Below are 16,006 nucleotides of genomic sequence, written 5' to 3'. Positions count from 1 at the left end.
TTATGAAGCAACTAACTATTTATCCAGGAAAATTGACCCTTGATGAACTACGTCAGGTTTATCTACAACCAGTAAAAATCACTCTGGATAGCCAGATTTTTCCTGCTATTGAACGCAGCGTAGAGTGTGTTAATGCGATTCTTGCTGAAAATCGCACTGCCTATGGGATTAATACCGGGTTCGGGCTATTAGCCAGTACACGGATTGAAGAAGATAATTTAGAAAAATTACAGCGCTCGCTTGTCGTCTCTCATGCTGCCGGGGTCGGCAAAGCGTTGGACGATAATATGACCCGGTTGATCATGGTATTGAAAATTAACAGTCTCTCCCGTGGTTACTCAGGTATTCGTCTCGCTGTTATTCAGGCATTAATCGCGTTAGTTAATGCGGAAATTTATCCTCATATTCCCTGTAAAGGATCGGTGGGGGCTTCTGGTGATTTAGCACCGTTGGCACATATGAGCTTGTTATTACTTGGGGAAGGACAAGCGCGTTATCAGGGCGAATGGCTGCCAGCCAAAGAAGCGCTGGCAAAGGCCAATTTACAACCTATTACATTAGCGGCTAAAGAAGGTTTGGCGTTGCTCAATGGAACTCAAGTATCCACTGCTTTTGCGTTACGTGGGTTATTTGAGGCAGAAGATCTGTTGGCGGCAGCGATAGTTTGTGGTTCTTTATCCGTAGAGGCGGCATTGGGTTCCCGCAAACCATTTGATGCCCGTGTACATGTGGTACGGGGGCAACAGGGGCAGATCGATGTTGCCGCATTGTATCGTCATGTATTAGAGGAGAGCAGCGAGCTATCAGATTCTCACATCAATTGCCCCAAGGTACAGGACCCTTATTCATTACGTTGTCAGCCACAAGTCATGGGCGCTTGCCTGACTCAGTTGCGCCATGCTGCGGATGTTATTCTGACTGAAGCTAATGCCGTATCTGATAACCCATTGGTGTTTGCTGAGCAGGGAGAAGTGATTTCCGGTGGTAACTTCCATGCTGAACCTGTTGCAATGGCGTCTGATAATTTGGCTCTGGTATTGGCAGAGATAGGGGCATTGTCAGAACGACGTATTGCGTTGTTGATGGATTCACATATGTCACAGCTTCCGCCTTTTCTGGTTGAGAATGGTGGTGTGAATTCAGGTTTTATGATTGCACAAGTGACGGCAGCGGCGCTTGCCAGCGAAAATAAAGCATTGGCACACCCGGCGAGTGTTGACAGTTTACCAACTTCGGCCAATCAGGAAGATCATGTATCAATGGCACCGGCTGCGGGACGTCGTTTATGGGAGATGGCAGAAAATACCCGAGGTATTCTGGCAATTGAATGGTTATCTGCCTGCCAGGGGATCGATTTCCGCAATGGTCTGAAAAGCAGCCCGATTTTGGAAGAAGCGCGTGTTATCTTGCGAGCAAAAGTAGATTATTACGATCAGGATCGTTTTTTTGCACCTGATATTGATGCTGCTGTGAAATTATTAGCCGAGCAACATCTCTCCTCATTACTTCCTTCTGGACAGATATTACAGCGTAAGAATAACCGTTAAATAAACCAATGGCCGGCACCTGACCGGCCTGATTGTCACATTTATCTTTCTCATAAAACCCAATAATAAAAGATAAGAGGGTAAATCATGCAAGCTTCATTACAACTAGAGCGAGGACTCAACGCACGCCATATCCGGTTTATGGCGTTGGGCTCTGCGATTGGTACGGGTCTTTTTTATGGTTCTGCTGAAGCAATAAACATGGCCGGTCCGGCGGTATTATTAGCTTATTTAGTGGGCGGTGCTGCTGTCTTTATGGTGATGCGTGCTTTAGGGGAAATGGCAGTCCACAGACCGGATGCCGGCTCTTTCGCCAGTTATGCTCATCAATATTTAGGCCCGTTACCCGGATTTATTACTGGCTGGACCTATACTTTCGAAATGATCATCGTTTGTCTGGCGGATGTGACTGCTTTTGGCATTTATATGGGGCTATGGTACCCGGAAGTGCCGCGTTGGATATGGGTACTGAGCATTATTTTCATTATTGGCGCGCTCAATCTTTGTAAAGTCAAAGTATTTGGCGAAATGGAATTCTGGTTATCGATTCTGAAAGTTGCTGCAATCAGCGCCATGATTATTGCCGGAACCGGTATTATTCTGTTTGGTTTTAGCGGTCATTTTCAGGCAACGGGAGTTCAGAATCTGTGGCAACACGGCGGGTTTATGCCGAATGGGCTGGGGGGCATTATTGAGTCTCTGGCTGTTGTGATGTTTGCTTTTGGTGGCATTGAAATCATTGGTATTACATCCAGCGAAGCTAAAAATCCGGCGAAAGTGATCCCGCAAGCGATTAACTCTATTCCGTTTCGCATTCTTCTGTTTTATGTACTCACTATTTTTGTATTAATGGCGATTTACCCTTGGAATAGTATCGGCCAAGAAGGTAGCCCATTTGTCGCAATATTTCAGGGGCTAGGCATTGGTTCGGCGGCGAATATTCTGAATATTGTCGTCATTACGGCGGCAATTTCGGCCATTAACAGCGATATCTTTGGTGCGGGTCGTATGATGTACGGTATGGCCGAGAAAGGATTAGCCCATAAAAAATTTATGCATTTAAGCCGTAATGGCGTGCCTTGGGTGACGATTATGGTTATGACCTTGGCGTTATTGTGTGCTGTGGTTCTCAATTATTTGCTCCCTAAACAGGTATTTGTCATTGTTGCTTCAATTGCGACTTTTGCCACCGTGTGGGTCTGGTTAATGATTTTGCTATCTCAATTTGCTATGCGCAGAAAAATGTCACCGGGAGAAGCACAAAAATTACAATTCCCAGTACCGATGTGGCCTGTTGCGCCGATTTTAACCATCGTGTTTATGATATTTATTATTGCTGTTCTCAGTTACTTCCCTGCGACACGAATTGCATTCTATGTGGGAGGCGCATGGATCGCGCTGTTAACATCCGCCTATTATTTATGGATACGAAAAAATGTCATTATTGTGAGCGCTCAATCAGCCAAAGAAACACGGTGTTAAATAGGTAGAAACCAAACCGTCTTGTTGTTGAATAAGACGGTTTGCACCGAAAATTAATTAAAAATCTGCGATAAAATATCTGGATTGCCTTTTTAGTTATCGTTCCTTAATTCATTGCTAGCTCAACATTAGTACTTAAAATTCTATATCATTAACCTGATATAAAGCTGATTTGTTTCAATGATCGTGGCAAACTAGCAGGCTAATGAATTTGCAGGGCTGGAGGCGCTTTTGGACAAGATTTTTATCGATGAGGCAGTAGCTGAGTTATATACCATTCAGGATATGTTGCGCTGGTCTGTTAGCCGGTTTAATGCGGCGAATATTTATTACGGGCACGGTACAGACAATCCTTGGGATGAGGCACTGCAACTGGTTCTTCCATCGCTGTTTCTGCCGCTGGATATCCCACAAGAGATGCTGACTACGCGACTGACATCCACTGAACGTCATCGTATTGTTGAACGGGTATTGCGCCGTATTAATGAGCGTATTCCAGTTGCTTATTTGACTAATAGAGCTTGGTTTTGTGGTCATGAATTTTATGTTGATGAGCGGGTTTTGGTTCCGCGTTCACCGATTGGTGAATTAATTAATAATGAATTTGCAGGATTGATCCCTGAGCAGCCTGCCAATATTCTCGATCTCTGCACAGGTAGTGGTTGTATTGCCATTGCTTGTGCATATGCTTTCCCGGAAGCAGAAATAGATGCAGTGGATATTTCCGCAGATGTGCTGGCTGTGACTGAACAGAATATTCAGAATCACAGCCTTGACCACCGGGTCATTCCGATTCGCTCTGATCTGTTCCGCGATATGCCACCGGTTAAATACGATCTTATTGTCACCAATCCGCCTTATGTCGATGCCGAGGATATGAGCGACTTGCCGGAAGAGTTTCGCCGTGAGCCTGAGTTAGGTTTGGCGGCGGGTTCAGATGGTTTGAAATTGGCACGTCGTATTCTGGCAACTGCGCCAAATTTTCTCACCGAACGGGGTGTATTGATTTGTGAGGTTGGTAACAGTATGGTGCATTTGATTGAACAATATCCTGATGTGCCATTTACTTGGTTGGAATTTGAATATGGTGGTGATGGCGTATTTATGTTGACGCGCCAACAGCTTATTGAACATCACGAGCATTTTCGCTTATTCAAAGATTGAATAGGTTATAGCTGCGGTAATAACGCAAAACGGGCAGCGTTAAATAAAAGAACGGTTAACAGGAAGGAATTGGGATGGCGGGAAATAGTATCGGGCAATTTTTCCGGGTCACCACTTTTGGCGAATCTCACGGTTTGGCGTTGGGATGTATTGTCGATGGTGTGCCACCGGGCATTGCAATCACAGAAGCTGATTTGCAAGTTGATTTAGATAGGCGTCGTCCGGGAACTTCCCGTTATACAACGCAGCGCCGTGAGCCGGATCAGGTTCGCATTCTTTCTGGTGTATTTGAAGGGGTAACCACTGGCACCAGTATCGGTTTACTCATTGAAAATACTGACCAGCGTTCTCAGGATTACAGCGCTATTAAAGATGTATTTCGTCCAGGCCATGCCGATTACACTTATGAGCAGAAATACGGTATCCGCGACTATCGTGGTGGTGGTCGCTCTTCTGCTCGTGAAACGGCAATGCGTGTTGCGGCAGGTGCAATAGCGAAAAAATATTTGCTGGATAAATATGGTATTCGTGTCCGTGCTTGCTTGACCCAAATGGGTAATATCCATTGCCAATTGAAAGATTGGGAACTGGTGGAACAAAACCCATTTTTCAGTCCTGATGAAACTAAGCTTGAACAACTTGATGCCCTGATGCGTGAACTGAAAAAGGCGGGCGATTCTATTGGTGCGAAAGTGACCGTGGTCGCGGAAAATGTTCCTGCTGGTTTGGGAGAACCGGTTTTCGACCGCCTTGATGCTGATATTGCTCATGCGCTGATGAGTATTAACGCAGTAAAAGGTGTTGAAATTGGTGATGGTTTCGGTGTTATCAATTTACGCGGCAGCGAAAACAGAGATGAAATAACTGCTCGGGGATTCACCAGTAATCATGCGGGAGGAATTCTGGGGGGTATTAGCAGTAGCCAGCCAATTGTTGCTCATATTGCGTTGAAGCCAACTTCTAGCATTATGGTGCCCGGCAAAACGATTAACCGTCAGGGTGAAGAAGTGGAAATGGTCACTCGTGGTCGCCATGATCCCTGTGTTGGTATCCGTGCTGTACCGATTGCAGAAGCTATGATGGCGATTGTGCTGATGGATCACCTATTACGCCAGCGGGCGCAGTGTGCTGATGTCGAATCCAGCCTTCCTCGCTGGTGAATTTGAGAATGAAGCTAGCCTTGAAAATCCCAGAGACTGAAATGGGTAGCTTAATGTTGATAAGCGGTTTCTTTTGATGGGATGAAATATGGACTGGTTATTGTCATTAGGTGCGGAAGTTTACGTTCTGCTCTTTCTGGTTGCAGTAATGGCTGGGTTTATTGACTCGATTTCTGGTGGTGGTGGTCTATTGACCATCCCTGCGCTGTTATCCGTTGGTGTCTCTCCGGTGCAAGCGTTGGCGACCAACAAGTTGCAGGCAGTGGGAGGCTCTTTCTCTGCCAGTCTCTATTTTGTTCGTTACGGTGAGGTTGATATCAAATCTCAACGTTTTGCCATACTGATGACATTACTTGGCTCAATGGCTGGTGCGATTATTGTCCAGTTTATAAAGCCAGATTTTCTCTGTCAGCTATTACCGGTTCTGGTCATTATCATTGGTCTTTATTTCCTTTTGACGCCAGCCATTGGTATGGAAGATCGCCATCGTCGCTTGACGCCGGTGGTCTTCGCCTTGCTTGTTGGGAGTGGGCTTGGTTTATATGACGGCATATTTGGCCCTGGGGTTGGCTCATTTTATGCGTTAGCTTATGTTGTGTTGTGCGGCTATAACCTGGCGAAATCCACTGCTCATGCTAAAGTACTGAACTTTGCTTCTAATATAGGTTCACTGGCGCTTTTTATCCTTGGCGGTCAAGTTTTGTGGGTATTGGGCCTTGTGATGTTGGCAGGGCAGGTGATTGGTGCGCGGTTGGGCGCAAGTTTGGTTTTGACTCATGGGCAGAAATTGATTCGCCCTATGATTGTCATCATCTCCTTTTTGATGAGTATTAAGTTACTGAATGATAATCACGGCGATACGATCCGTAGCTGGCTGGCATTTTATTTCTGATTCAGGGTTTTGTTTTTAATTCATGATAACGCATAACTATCAACAAATTATTGATATTTTTAATCGCCGTTTTGGTGACGAATACAACACGCATTTGGTTAAAGGTGATAACGAACCTATTTACCTGCCGGCAGATGAAGAGGTCCCCTATAACCGGATTGTGTTTGCTCATGGTTTCTACGCCAGTGCATTACATGAAATTGCTCATTGGTGCATTGCGGGTAAAGAACGCCGTAAACTAGTGGATTTTGGTTACTGGTATTGCCCGGATGGGCGTGATGCACAGAGGCAAAGTGAATTTGAAAAAGTAGAAACTAAACCACAAGCACTTGATTGGTTGTTTTGTACTGCGGCAGGTTTTCCGTTTAATGTTAGTTGTGACAACCTTGAAGGGGATTTTGAACCTGACAGATTAGCTTTTCAGCGTAAAGTTCATGCTCAGATCATGGATTATTTAGCGCAGGGGATACCTGCAAGAGCGGAGTGCTTTATTCAGGGGTTGCACTCGTTCTACAATACGCCCCCATTGAAAGCGGAATATTTTCCTTATCCGGAAGATATATTCGCAGAATGAAACTGAATTTGAGGAAAAATGATGCTCGCTGAGTTTGAAACGCGTATTTTAGCGCAAATTGATGACATGGTAGATCATGCCAGTGATGATGAATTGTTTGCTGGTGGTTATCTCCGCGGGCATCTCACCTTAGCAGTAGCAGAATTGGAGCAGGAAGGCGCACATACGGCTGAACAGCTTCATGACCGTGTTGAAGAAAGTATCCAAACTGCAATTAAAGCGGGAGAATTGGCACCACCGGATCAGGTTCTTGTGCTTAATACCTGGCAGCGCCTATTGGATAATGCTAAAACTCAATAATTTTATTAAGAGGCAGAAAACGAACTGTACTACCCAAATTCATATGAATATCTGATAGTTGGTGGTGCAGTTCCTTATGGCTTTTCAATTTTCAATTTACGACCTTTCAGTAGTTTTTTGATCCAAAAACGGTTTGGGTGAAGGGTCGCCAGTATTTCATTATCCAGTGGTAATGGCTCATCAAAGATCTGCCCGGCAAGAATTTCTGCACTGAGTGGCGCAGAGCATAATCCACGAGAACCTAATGCCCCGATAACAAATAGATTGGAATAACAGGGTGCATCTGTAATGGGGCTCCCTGTGCGGATTTTTTCTGGTAAATCTTGATAATCTGTCATTATTTTATTGAGATCCGGCACATTTCCCACCATTGGCATATGATCACGGATAACGCAGCGAATACCTTGACGGGATTGTTTAGCAGAAACATCAACCTGATTTACCCATTCGGCATCAGATAAACATTTCAGCAACCGGTCACGGTTTTCCTGTTGTTCTGTTTCAGAATATTCATTATCAAGCCGATGACGCTGATAACTGGCGCCGATACAGTGGTGTTGATTGGCTGGATTAGCCGGTGTCATATAACCATCGTAGCAAAGCACATTTTGCAATTGGCTCAAGTCAGTTGTGGTTGGAATGTGACTGACTTGACCACGCACAGCAGTTACTGGCAGTTTCTCGGTTTGTTCAAACTGGGGTAGATGATGACCGTTGGCAATCACCACCGTTTTGTGTTGTGCATTTAACGATTGTCCTTGATGCATGAGATGCAATTGCCAGCCATGTTGGTTGTGGCTAAGCGCAGTAACTTGATGATTGAAGCAACAGAGCATGCCTTGCTGTTGTGCCAACTCTGTTGCTGCTTTAGTGAGTTCTGCCGGGCATAGCCATCCGCCCTGTGGATAGTGAATGCCGTGGTGATGAATATCCAGCCCACATTTTTCACTCAACTGGTGACAATTCATGCCGATGGCGAGTTCATTCGGCCATTCTGTTGCCAGCATTTTCTCAATTTTCTTGCTACTTTTTTCATCATAAGCAAGCTGGCTGACACCACACCATTGATGGTCGAAATCAATTCCCTGCGCTGAGAACTGCTCATATTGGCGGCGGGCAAAGGTAAATGCAGAGGTAAAGAATTTTTCGAGTCCGTTATTACTACCGTTCAGTAGCGGGTAAAGTGCTCCTTGGCGATTACCAGACGCACCTTGTGCCGGAGCTACATCCTGACAATAAAGCGTCACCTGTGCTCCACGACGCAATAGCGCGAGTGCGGTAAGAATACCGGCAATCCCGCCGCCGATGATAGCGATATCATCGTTGTGGCTTGCTGACGGACGGGCAAACCAAGGTGCTGGTAATGGTTGATACTTCTGAGTTGCCAGAACTCCGGCCAGCATTTCTCTTTTACGGCCAAATCCTTTGATTTTACTGACATTAAAACCAGCCTGTTGTAAACCACGACGGACGATACCCGCAGAAGTAAAGGTTGCAAAAGTGCCTTCTGGATGAGCAAATTGCGCCATTGCAGTAAACAACTGTTCACTCCACATTTGTGGGTTTTTGGCAGGTGCAAAGCCGTCTAAAAACCAGGCATCTATTTTGCCGTGAAGACTTGAATCCATTGTTGGCAATAGATCATTGACGTCACCAAACCATAAATCCAATGTGACAGCGCCATTTGCCATAATCAACCGGTGGCAGCCTGCCAGTGGTTGAGGCCATTGCTGGTAAAGTTGCTGTGAAAAAATCTCAAGCTCAGGCCAGCGTTGATGCGCGGCTTTTAAGTCGTTGGTTTTCAGTGGATACTTTTCAAAACTGATGAAATGTAGACGTTTCAATGGCGCATCAGGATTTTGCTGTCGAAATGCATCAAATGCTTGCCAGAGCGTCAGAAAATTTAATCCTGTTCCGAAACCGGTTTCTGCGATTACACAACTAGAACGGGAATGGGTGCAGAATCGTTGGGGGAAGCAGTTACCGTTGAGAAATACATAACGGGTTTCTTCCAGTCCATCCTGATTTGAGAAGTAAACGTCATCAAACTGTGTTGAAATCGGAGTACCTTGATCATTCCAACTTAAGGTTGCGGTACAAATAGCAGAATTTTTCACGGTAATGCCTGTAATATTGCTGATAATAATGCGATTTTAGCGAGGTTGGGGTTGATGTACCACCTGACAGAAGAAAAGGGTGGAAAAGTGTTGAGCCTTGCTTGCGGTGTGTACGGTTATTGGAAGAAGCAGGGGTCATTATTACCATCATTTTTGTGTGAATAATGGCTTTATCAGTTGATAAAGTTGGAAAATTTTTTGTTCTAAAACATTTGTTGCTATAATCTTGAGTATTTTCCGTAATTCAGTCAGTAATATAACATAGGGATTGATTCATTTCATAAAAATTTTATTCATCCTTATTATTCTTAGTTATTAAATTTGTTTCTAATTAGCAAGAAATTTAATAAAAATGGCAAGTATAGCAACCTCTATATAAATATAAGTCTACTAATCATTATTCGGATGCTTGACAAGTTCATGTGTATTGCATTGATATTATTATCCTTAACATAAATTTTTGATGGAAATTAAGAGTGTTTTTTTGATCTTATTGTTTACCAACATAATTCCTATCTGAAATTTATTTTTATCTATTAAAATCTGAATTTTTTTTACTGTATTCTATGAGAGTTAACAGTCATTTTGACGTGAAAACATATTGGGATTTTTAGAGAGATGAATTTTTATTCGTAATTTTATCCTGATCGGACTTGTTCAGCGTACAAGTGTACGCTAAAGTGCTACATAGCTATAGATAGAAATCCCGCAGATAAACACATTTAATGAGGTATTTAATGAAGCGCGTAGTGATCACTGGCTTGGGTATTGTCTCCAGCATTGGTAATAATCAGAAAGAAGTACTGGCATCTCTGAAAGAAGGCCGCTCCGGGATAACTTTTTCTGAAAAATTCAAAGAGATAGGAATGAGAAGCCATGTCTGGGGTAATGTAAAGCTGGATACCTCCGGATTAATAGACCGAAAAATTCAGCGCTTCATGAGCGATGCCTCTGTTTATGCTTATCTGGCGATGGAAGAGGCAATTAAAGATTCTGGCCTGGCTGATGATCAGGTTTCTAATATTCGTAGCGGATTGGTAGTGGGTTCTGGGGGTGGTTCCCCGCATAACCAGGTTGCGGGTGCTGATGGGATGCGTACTCGTGGTTTGCGTGGTGTGGGGCCTTATATGGTAACCCGCTCAATGGCTTCCGGTGTGTCAGCTTGCCTTGCAACTCCCTTTAAAATCAAAGGGGTAAACTACTCTATCAGTTCTGCATGTTCTACTTCTGCCCATTGCATAGGTCATGCGGCTGAACTTATTCAGTTAGGAAAACAGGATATTGTTTTTGCTGGTGGTGGTGAAGAACTCTGCTGGGAAATGAGTTGTGAATTTGATGCAATGGGTGCACTTTCAACGAAATACAACGAAATGCCAGAAAAGGCGTCCCGTACTTACGATAAGAGCCGTGATGGTTTTGTTATTGCTGGTGGCGGCGGTATTGTTGTTGTGGAAGAATTAGAGCATGCATTGGCACGCGGCGCACACATATACGCTGAAATTGTTGGTTATGGAGCAACCTCTGATGGCGCAGATATGGTTGTTCCATCTGGCGAAGGTGCGGTTCGTTGTATGAATATGGCACTGCAAGATGTGAAAGGTTCCATTGATTATGTGAACACGCATGGTACATCTACTCCTGCGGGTGATGTGAAAGAGTTGGAGGCGATCAGGGAAGTCTTTGGTGATACAACACCGGCAATTTCTGCAACAAAAGCGATGACCGGCCATTCACTGGGTGCTGCTGGTGTACACGAAGCAATTTATAGCCTACTGATGTTAGAGCATGGTTTTATTGCACCAAGTATTAACATTGAAGCTCTTGATGATAAAGCGGTAGGCATGAATATCATCACTAAACCTACTGAGCAAAAATTGAATACCGTGATGTCCAATAGTTTTGGTTTCGGTGGTACTAATGCTTCTTTGGTGATGAGCAAGTATTCAGCTTAATTTCCCTCATCACAGACTGTTTCGATCGTGTCCAAACAACAATGGTCGTTATTTGATTTATCTTAGGTGACTGCGTACAGCGAGTCACCTTTGTATGTATACCCGTTATCTTTCAAGTTGCCTCTTTGTTGGCTGCACTCGGTCACCCCGGTCACATCGTTACCTATGCTCCCGGGGATTCTCTCCCTTGCCGTCGCGATCCATCTTGAAATCCATAGGGTATAAATTCAAACCTGTTTTGCTGAATTTTGATTTTGTGTGAAATATAATGTGAATACGGAAGTATATTCCTGTTACGGTAGAAAAGCCCATAATATTTTTATACCCGTCATCTTTCAAGTTACCTCTTTGTTGGCTGCACTCACTCACCCCGGTCACATAGTTATCTATGCTCCCGGGGATTCGCTCCCTTGCCGCCGCGATGCATCTTGAAATCCATAGGGTATATAATAATGATGATCTTGTAATATTATAGGCTTTTATTTGTTACGTTTTATTTTCAGTAGCCATTTGCTGAATACGGCGCTTACGGATAATTCGTAATATTGGTGGAATAATCAGAACCAGAGCTGCTAGTATCAATAAACTCTGAGTAATTGTGCTGCTCCACAGAATGCCAAATTCTCCATTACTAATAGAAAGTGCGCGACGTAAATTTTGTTCCAGCATTTCTCCCAATACGAAACCGAGGATTAATGGCGACATCGGGAAATTCATCTTTCTCAGAATGTAGCCAAAAATACCCAATCCTACCATCAACAGAAGATCAAATGTCGTACTGTGTATGGCATATACACCAACCGCTGAAACAGTAGCAATCGCTGGAACAAGGAACCAGAGTGGGATAGTGAGCATCCGTGTAAATAGACCTATCATTGGGATATTCATAATCAGTAGGATAATATTGGCAATCAATAAAGCCGCAATTAACCCCCAGACGATATCCGGTTGTTCAGTGAACATTCCCGGCCCAGGCGTAATATTATAGAGCGTTAATGCCCCCATCATAACGGCAGTGGTACCTGAACCTGGCACGCCTAATGTTAGCATTGGAATAAAGGAGCCACAGGCCGAAGCATTATTAGCCGCTTCTGGTGCTGCTACGCCGCGAATATCACCTTTACCAAATGAATCGCTATTCCCACTGAGCTTCTTCTCAGTCATGTAGGTAATTGCGCTGGCAATAGTCGCTCCTGCACCAGGCAAAATACCGACAAAGAAACCGATAAAGGATGATCTAAGCGTTGGCATAGCGCATTCAGCCGCTTCCTTGCGATTGAACAGCAGACGGCCTGTTTTGCGGATAATGGTTTTGCCGGCCGAGGTACTCTCTAACATCAGCAAAATTTCGCTGACAGAAAACAGACCTATTACCACAACAATAAATTGAATGCCATCTGACAGATGAACGTTGTCGAAAGTAAAACGATAAACCCCGGTGTTGGCGTCTACTCCGACAGTTGCCAGACCCAATCCTATTAATGCTGCTAATAGTGATTTCAGCGGATTCTGGCTCATCATGCTACCCAGACAAGCAATAGCAAAAACCATAAGTGCAAAATATTCAGCAGGGCCGAAAGCCAGTGACCACTGCGCCAGTAATGGTGCAAACAAAATAATGCCGAAAATTGCCAGCAAAGAACCACAGAAAGAACTTACCGCGGAAATAGATAGCGCCACACCTGCACGGCCCTGTTTGGCCATCGGATAACCATCTAATGCGGTCATAATGGCAGCGGCATCACCGGGAACATTCAGCAGAATCGATGATATACGCCCACCATACTCACAACCGATATAAACAGTTGCCAATAAGATCAGGGCAGATTCAGCAGGCAGTTTTAAAGCGAAAGCCAGTGGCAGCAGAATCGCGACACCATTAATTGGCCCAAGCCCCGGTAACAGCCCAACAATCGTACCGACAAAACAGCCAATTAAAGCAATAATCAGGTTTTGCGGCACCATTGCAACCTCAAACCCTTGACTGAGATACATCCAGGTTTCCATAAATTCTCCGTCAGTTGAGCCAGCTACCGAGAGGCAGGGTTACGTCAAGTAAGCGGTCAAAGGCGAAATATAATGTGACGCCAAGGAACACCCCGGAAATGATTGCGGCAGGCAGTGTTGCGTTAAACAACAGCGCGACACTGAATGTCAGCAGCGCTGTAGCCAGAGGAAAACCAAGCCACTCGAATGACCAACCATAAATAACCAAAGAGAGAATCAACAGCATTAGGCGACGGATAACGGGGGCACTAGGCCAATTGCTCTGCTCTGGTTTTTTGAAAAGTAGTAGTAAAGCACAGAGTGCCATCAGAGACAGAATGATCATTGGGAAAGGTCTGGGCCCCAGAGGTTCATAAGTGTATTCGCTCTGAATTCCCCAACCAATAACTATCCCAATGGCACAGAGTACTAACCAGATAGTAGCAAAGATACGATCGTTCATGATGATGACTCTGTTATTTGGCTAAACCAAAAGCTCTGGCTTGTTCACGATATTGTTCAACCTGTTTTTTCACATAGCTGTCCAACTCTTTGCCGGTCATGTTGAATTCAAATAACCCACGGATATCACGTTGTTTTTTAAAAGCATCTGTTTGTTGTAGTTTATTAAAAGCATCAACCCACCATTGATACTCTTCGTCAGAAACTTTTGGTCCCATGTAAAATCCACGGATAATTGGCCATATCAGGTCATAACCTTGCTCTTTGGCAGTAGGAATATTGGCTAAATCACCATCCAGTCGTTTATCTGCATAAACAGCCAGAACCCGGATTTTGTCTCCATTCAGATAAGGTACCATCTCGCTCAGATCACCGGAAACCGCCTGAATATGATTACCCAGCAGGGCGGTGATAGGTTCACCTCCTCCCTCAAAAGCGACATAACGCATTTTGTGAGGATCAATTCCAACCTCTTTTGCCAGCAGTGCGGTTTTCATCCAGTCCTGACTACCGATAGAAGCGCCGGCACCAAATACAATGCTGCTGGGATTATCCTTAAAAGCATTCATCAAATCGTTCAGGGTACGGTAAGGTGAATCGGCACGGACAGCGATCATTCCATAATCAGTACCAACACTTGCCAGCCAGCGAACATCGTTAACGTTATAGCGACCAAATTTTCCCTGAGACAAATTGAGTAGAGAGCCGCCAGAAAAGGCGACAATGGTTCCTGCTTCAGTAGGTCGCTGTGCGACGATAGCATTGTAAGCGACAGCACCAACACCACCGGGCATAAAAGTGACACGCATAGGCTTGCTGATCTCTTTCGTATCCAGTAGTGAAACTTGGACCAGCTTGCAGGTCAGGTCGAACCCGCCACCCGGTTTTGCAGGGGCAATACATTCGGTCCGGTTAGGTGCACTGGCAGCAAAAACACTACTTGTGCCAAATAGTAAAGCGGTTGCCGCTAACATCTTGATCGTTATAGTTTTCATTTGTTTGCTCTCATCAATACCCTTGTAAGATATAATCACTACAAACAGACCTGGTTGGCTTAATTAGTAATAACAAAACCTTTCATTTACCTTTCAGTAACAAGAAAAGTTGTTGATATGTGATTTCAATCGCTTAAATTTGCGTAGCGTTTCGCATTAATGAGTTTACAAATGGCTACAGGCTTCCTTTTTTGTTTTGGTTTGTTGTAAGTTTCTCGTAGTTTTGATGTTGTTCTGTTTTACTCGCGGTAACTTTACATTCGACTAAGGAGGTATTATGCAAATGGTAATTATTTATTTATGCAATGTGTCAAATTAAATGGAAAATTTATTGAATATAATCAGACTTTATCTTGAGGAAGTCTGAATTGAGGAAATGATGAGAAAATTGATTCTTTGCAGTGCTATGGGTAGTGCTATGGCTTTTACTTTGGCGGGATGTAAAACAGAACTCAGTACTTCGGTATCTGTTAACCAACTGTTATCTGAACAAGTTAAAACGGTGACATCTGATTTGTTAGTTGAAGTCAGTGCCTGTGGTGATTATAAAGATTCCAGACAATCATCAAAATCATTGTTAGACACTCAAGAAAAAGTACCGGCTATTTTTGCCAATGCGGAATACGTGGAATGTTTTAGAAAAAGTATGGATTCGTTTGCTCACTTTAAAGTTCCTGTGAGTGTAGGGAATTCAAGTATAACTGGTTCTACTAAGGGCATTCATCTTTATGGTAATGGCGCAGATATCTTGGTGATAAGCGTACCAAAAGCGATAAAGGAGAAAATTAACCAGATAGATAGTTCAATGGCATCAAAGACCAAAATTTCAATTAATATTAAGAATGATACTGGTGAAGTTTTAAAAATGACGGGTTTATCCGCATTCCTTAATGATAAAGAGCCGATGGTGATATCGAATTTTAGTTTAAAAGTAGGTAGTGAAATAAAACTCACTTTGTCTAATGTCTCTGTGGCGTCTGCATTGGATGAACGTTTTGATTTTACTCCTGTGCTCATGGCAATATCTGAGTAAATGGAAGCGGTAATAGAGATCTATTACTTAATTTGGTATGGCAAAATACCCTGTTATTTATAGCGAAGTATTTTGGCATGAAAATGGAATTAAGTTGAATTGAGTTAGTGTCTGACTATTTTTCAGAAAAATAGGTGTGGCGATATACCCTATGGATTTCAAGATGCATCGCGACGGCAAGGGAGCGAATCCCCGAGAGCATGGATAACTATGTGACCGGGGTGAGCGAGTGCAGCCAACAAAGAGGCAATTTGAAAGATAACGGGTATAAACTGGAAATATAGTTATATCTGTAATTATATTTATACCCAATGGATTTCAAGATGGATCGCGACGGCAAGG

Annotated in this window: 13 protein-coding genes; 9 read left to right on the top strand and 4 right to left on the bottom strand. The window is 43.8% G+C overall.

Going from position 1 to position 16,006, the window contains the following annotated elements:
• Window positions 1–2 precede the first annotated feature (2 nt).
• The 7 genes from hutH to PluTT01m_RS16455 all read left to right on the top strand — a co-directional run bounded on the left by hutH (window position 3) and on the right by PluTT01m_RS16455 (window position 7,119).
• Entirely contained in the window at window positions 3–1,547 is a 1,545-nt protein-coding gene (gene hutH, locus PluTT01m_RS16485) for a histidine ammonia-lyase (protein ID WP_011147399.1), read from the top strand.
• A gap of 87 nt (window positions 1,548–1,634) precedes the next feature.
• Window positions 1,635–3,029, top strand: a complete 1,395-nt coding sequence (locus PluTT01m_RS16480; RefSeq protein WP_011147398.1) for an amino acid permease — start codon at window positions 1,635–1,637, stop codon at window positions 3,027–3,029.
• A 231-nt stretch (window positions 3,030–3,260) separates the two neighbouring features.
• Window positions 3,261–4,193 carry a 50S ribosomal protein L3 N(5)-glutamine methyltransferase gene (gene prmB, locus PluTT01m_RS16475; RefSeq protein WP_041380199.1) on the top strand — a complete coding sequence of 311 codons (933 nt, stop codon included), beginning with the start codon at window positions 3,261–3,263 and terminating at the stop codon, window positions 4,191–4,193.
• A gap of 74 nt (window positions 4,194–4,267) precedes the next feature.
• Window positions 4,268–5,353: a chorismate synthase gene (aroC, locus tag PluTT01m_RS16470; RefSeq protein ID WP_011147396.1), complete on the top strand. Its 1,086-nt coding sequence runs from the start codon at window positions 4,268–4,270 to the stop codon at window positions 5,351–5,353.
• 88 nt (window positions 5,354–5,441) lie between these two features.
• Window positions 5,442–6,245 carry a sulfite exporter TauE/SafE family protein gene (locus PluTT01m_RS16465; RefSeq protein WP_011147395.1) on the top strand — a complete coding sequence of 268 codons (804 nt, stop codon included), beginning with the start codon at window positions 5,442–5,444 and terminating at the stop codon, window positions 6,243–6,245.
• Between the two features lie 22 nt (window positions 6,246–6,267).
• Window positions 6,268–6,819 carry an elongation factor P hydroxylase gene (locus tag PluTT01m_RS16460; RefSeq protein ID WP_011147394.1) on the top strand — a complete coding sequence of 184 codons (552 nt, stop codon included), beginning with the start codon at window positions 6,268–6,270 and terminating at the stop codon, window positions 6,817–6,819.
• A 21-nt stretch (window positions 6,820–6,840) separates the two neighbouring features.
• A complete protein-coding gene (locus PluTT01m_RS16455) occupies window positions 6,841–7,119 on the top strand; it encodes a YfcL family protein (protein WP_011147393.1) in 279 nt (92 codons plus the stop codon).
• A 74-nt stretch (window positions 7,120–7,193) separates the two neighbouring features.
• Here PluTT01m_RS16455 and mnmC read toward each other — a convergent pair whose 3' ends face one another.
• On the bottom strand, window positions 7,194–9,236 hold the full coding sequence (mnmC, locus tag PluTT01m_RS16450) for a bifunctional tRNA (5-methylaminomethyl-2-thiouridine)(34)-methyltransferase MnmC2/FAD-dependent 5-carboxymethylaminomethyl-2-thiouridine(34) oxidoreductase MnmC1 (protein ID WP_011147392.1): 2,043 nt from the start codon (window positions 9,234–9,236) through the stop codon (window positions 7,194–7,196).
• A gap of 737 nt (window positions 9,237–9,973) precedes the next feature.
• Between mnmC and fabB the strand changes: the two genes are divergently transcribed.
• Entirely contained in the window at window positions 9,974–11,188 is a 1,215-nt protein-coding gene (gene fabB / locus PluTT01m_RS16445; protein ID WP_011147391.1) for a beta-ketoacyl-ACP synthase I, read from the top strand.
• 486 nt (window positions 11,189–11,674) lie between these two features.
• Here the strand turns inward: fabB and PluTT01m_RS16440 are convergent, their stop codons facing one another.
• From PluTT01m_RS16440 to PluTT01m_RS16430, 3 genes are read right to left on the bottom strand one after another with little or no spacing between them, the layout of a single operon-like run.
• Entirely contained in the window at window positions 11,675–13,195 is a 1,521-nt protein-coding gene (locus tag PluTT01m_RS16440; protein WP_011147390.1) for a tripartite tricarboxylate transporter permease, read from the bottom strand.
• Between the two features lie 10 nt (window positions 13,196–13,205).
• The gene (locus PluTT01m_RS16435; protein WP_011147389.1) at window positions 13,206–13,637 is read right to left on the bottom strand and encodes a tripartite tricarboxylate transporter TctB family protein; all 432 of its coding nucleotides are present in this window, start codon (window positions 13,635–13,637) and stop codon (window positions 13,206–13,208) included.
• 13 nt (window positions 13,638–13,650) lie between these two features.
• Entirely contained in the window at window positions 13,651–14,631 is a 981-nt protein-coding gene (locus PluTT01m_RS16430; protein WP_011147388.1) for a Bug family tripartite tricarboxylate transporter substrate binding protein, read from the bottom strand.
• Window positions 14,632–15,007: 376 nt separating this feature from the next.
• Here PluTT01m_RS16430 and PluTT01m_RS16425 point away from each other — a divergent pair, with 376 nt between their 5' ends.
• Entirely contained in the window at window positions 15,008–15,664 is a 657-nt protein-coding gene (locus tag PluTT01m_RS16425) for a DUF7424 family protein (protein ID WP_011147387.1), read from the top strand.
• The last annotated feature ends 342 nt before the right edge of the window (window positions 15,665–16,006 follow it).

It is taken from the genome of Photorhabdus laumondii subsp. laumondii (genome assembly GCF_003343245.1).
GTDB lineage: Bacteria > Pseudomonadota > Gammaproteobacteria > Enterobacterales > Enterobacteriaceae > Photorhabdus > Photorhabdus laumondii.
Note: the sequence above shows the minus strand (reverse complement) of the source record. Positions and strands in the feature narration are given on the sequence as shown.

What these genes read in the sequence shown, in the direction of transcription:
- hutH (WP_011147399.1), top strand. Translation starts at nt 3, where the DNA reads ATGAAGCAACTAACTATTTATCCAGGAAAATTGACCCTTGATGAACTA.
- PluTT01m_RS16480 (WP_011147398.1), top strand. Translation starts at nt 1,635, where the DNA reads ATGCAAGCTTCATTACAACTAGAGCGAGGACTCAACGCACGCCATATC.
- aroC (WP_011147396.1), top strand. Translation starts at nt 4,268, where the DNA reads ATGGCGGGAAATAGTATCGGGCAATTTTTCCGGGTCACCACTTTTGGC.
- PluTT01m_RS16465 (WP_011147395.1), top strand. Translation starts at nt 5,442, where the DNA reads ATGGACTGGTTATTGTCATTAGGTGCGGAAGTTTACGTTCTGCTCTTT.
- PluTT01m_RS16460 (WP_011147394.1), top strand. Translation starts at nt 6,268, where the DNA reads ATGATAACGCATAACTATCAACAAATTATTGATATTTTTAATCGCCGT.
- PluTT01m_RS16455 (WP_011147393.1), top strand. Translation starts at nt 6,841, where the DNA reads ATGCTCGCTGAGTTTGAAACGCGTATTTTAGCGCAAATTGATGACATG.
- fabB (WP_011147391.1), top strand. Translation starts at nt 9,974, where the DNA reads ATGAAGCGCGTAGTGATCACTGGCTTGGGTATTGTCTCCAGCATTGGT.
- PluTT01m_RS16440 (WP_011147390.1), bottom strand. Translation starts at nt 13,195, where the DNA reads ATGGAAACCTGGATGTATCTCAGTCAAGGGTTTGAGGTTGCAATGGTG.
- PluTT01m_RS16435 (WP_011147389.1), bottom strand. Translation starts at nt 13,637, where the DNA reads ATGAACGATCGTATCTTTGCTACTATCTGGTTAGTACTCTGTGCCATT.
- PluTT01m_RS16430 (WP_011147388.1), bottom strand. Translation starts at nt 14,631, where the DNA reads ATGAAAACTATAACGATCAAGATGTTAGCGGCAACCGCTTTACTATTT.
- PluTT01m_RS16425 (WP_011147387.1), top strand. Translation starts at nt 15,008, where the DNA reads ATGATGAGAAAATTGATTCTTTGCAGTGCTATGGGTAGTGCTATGGCT.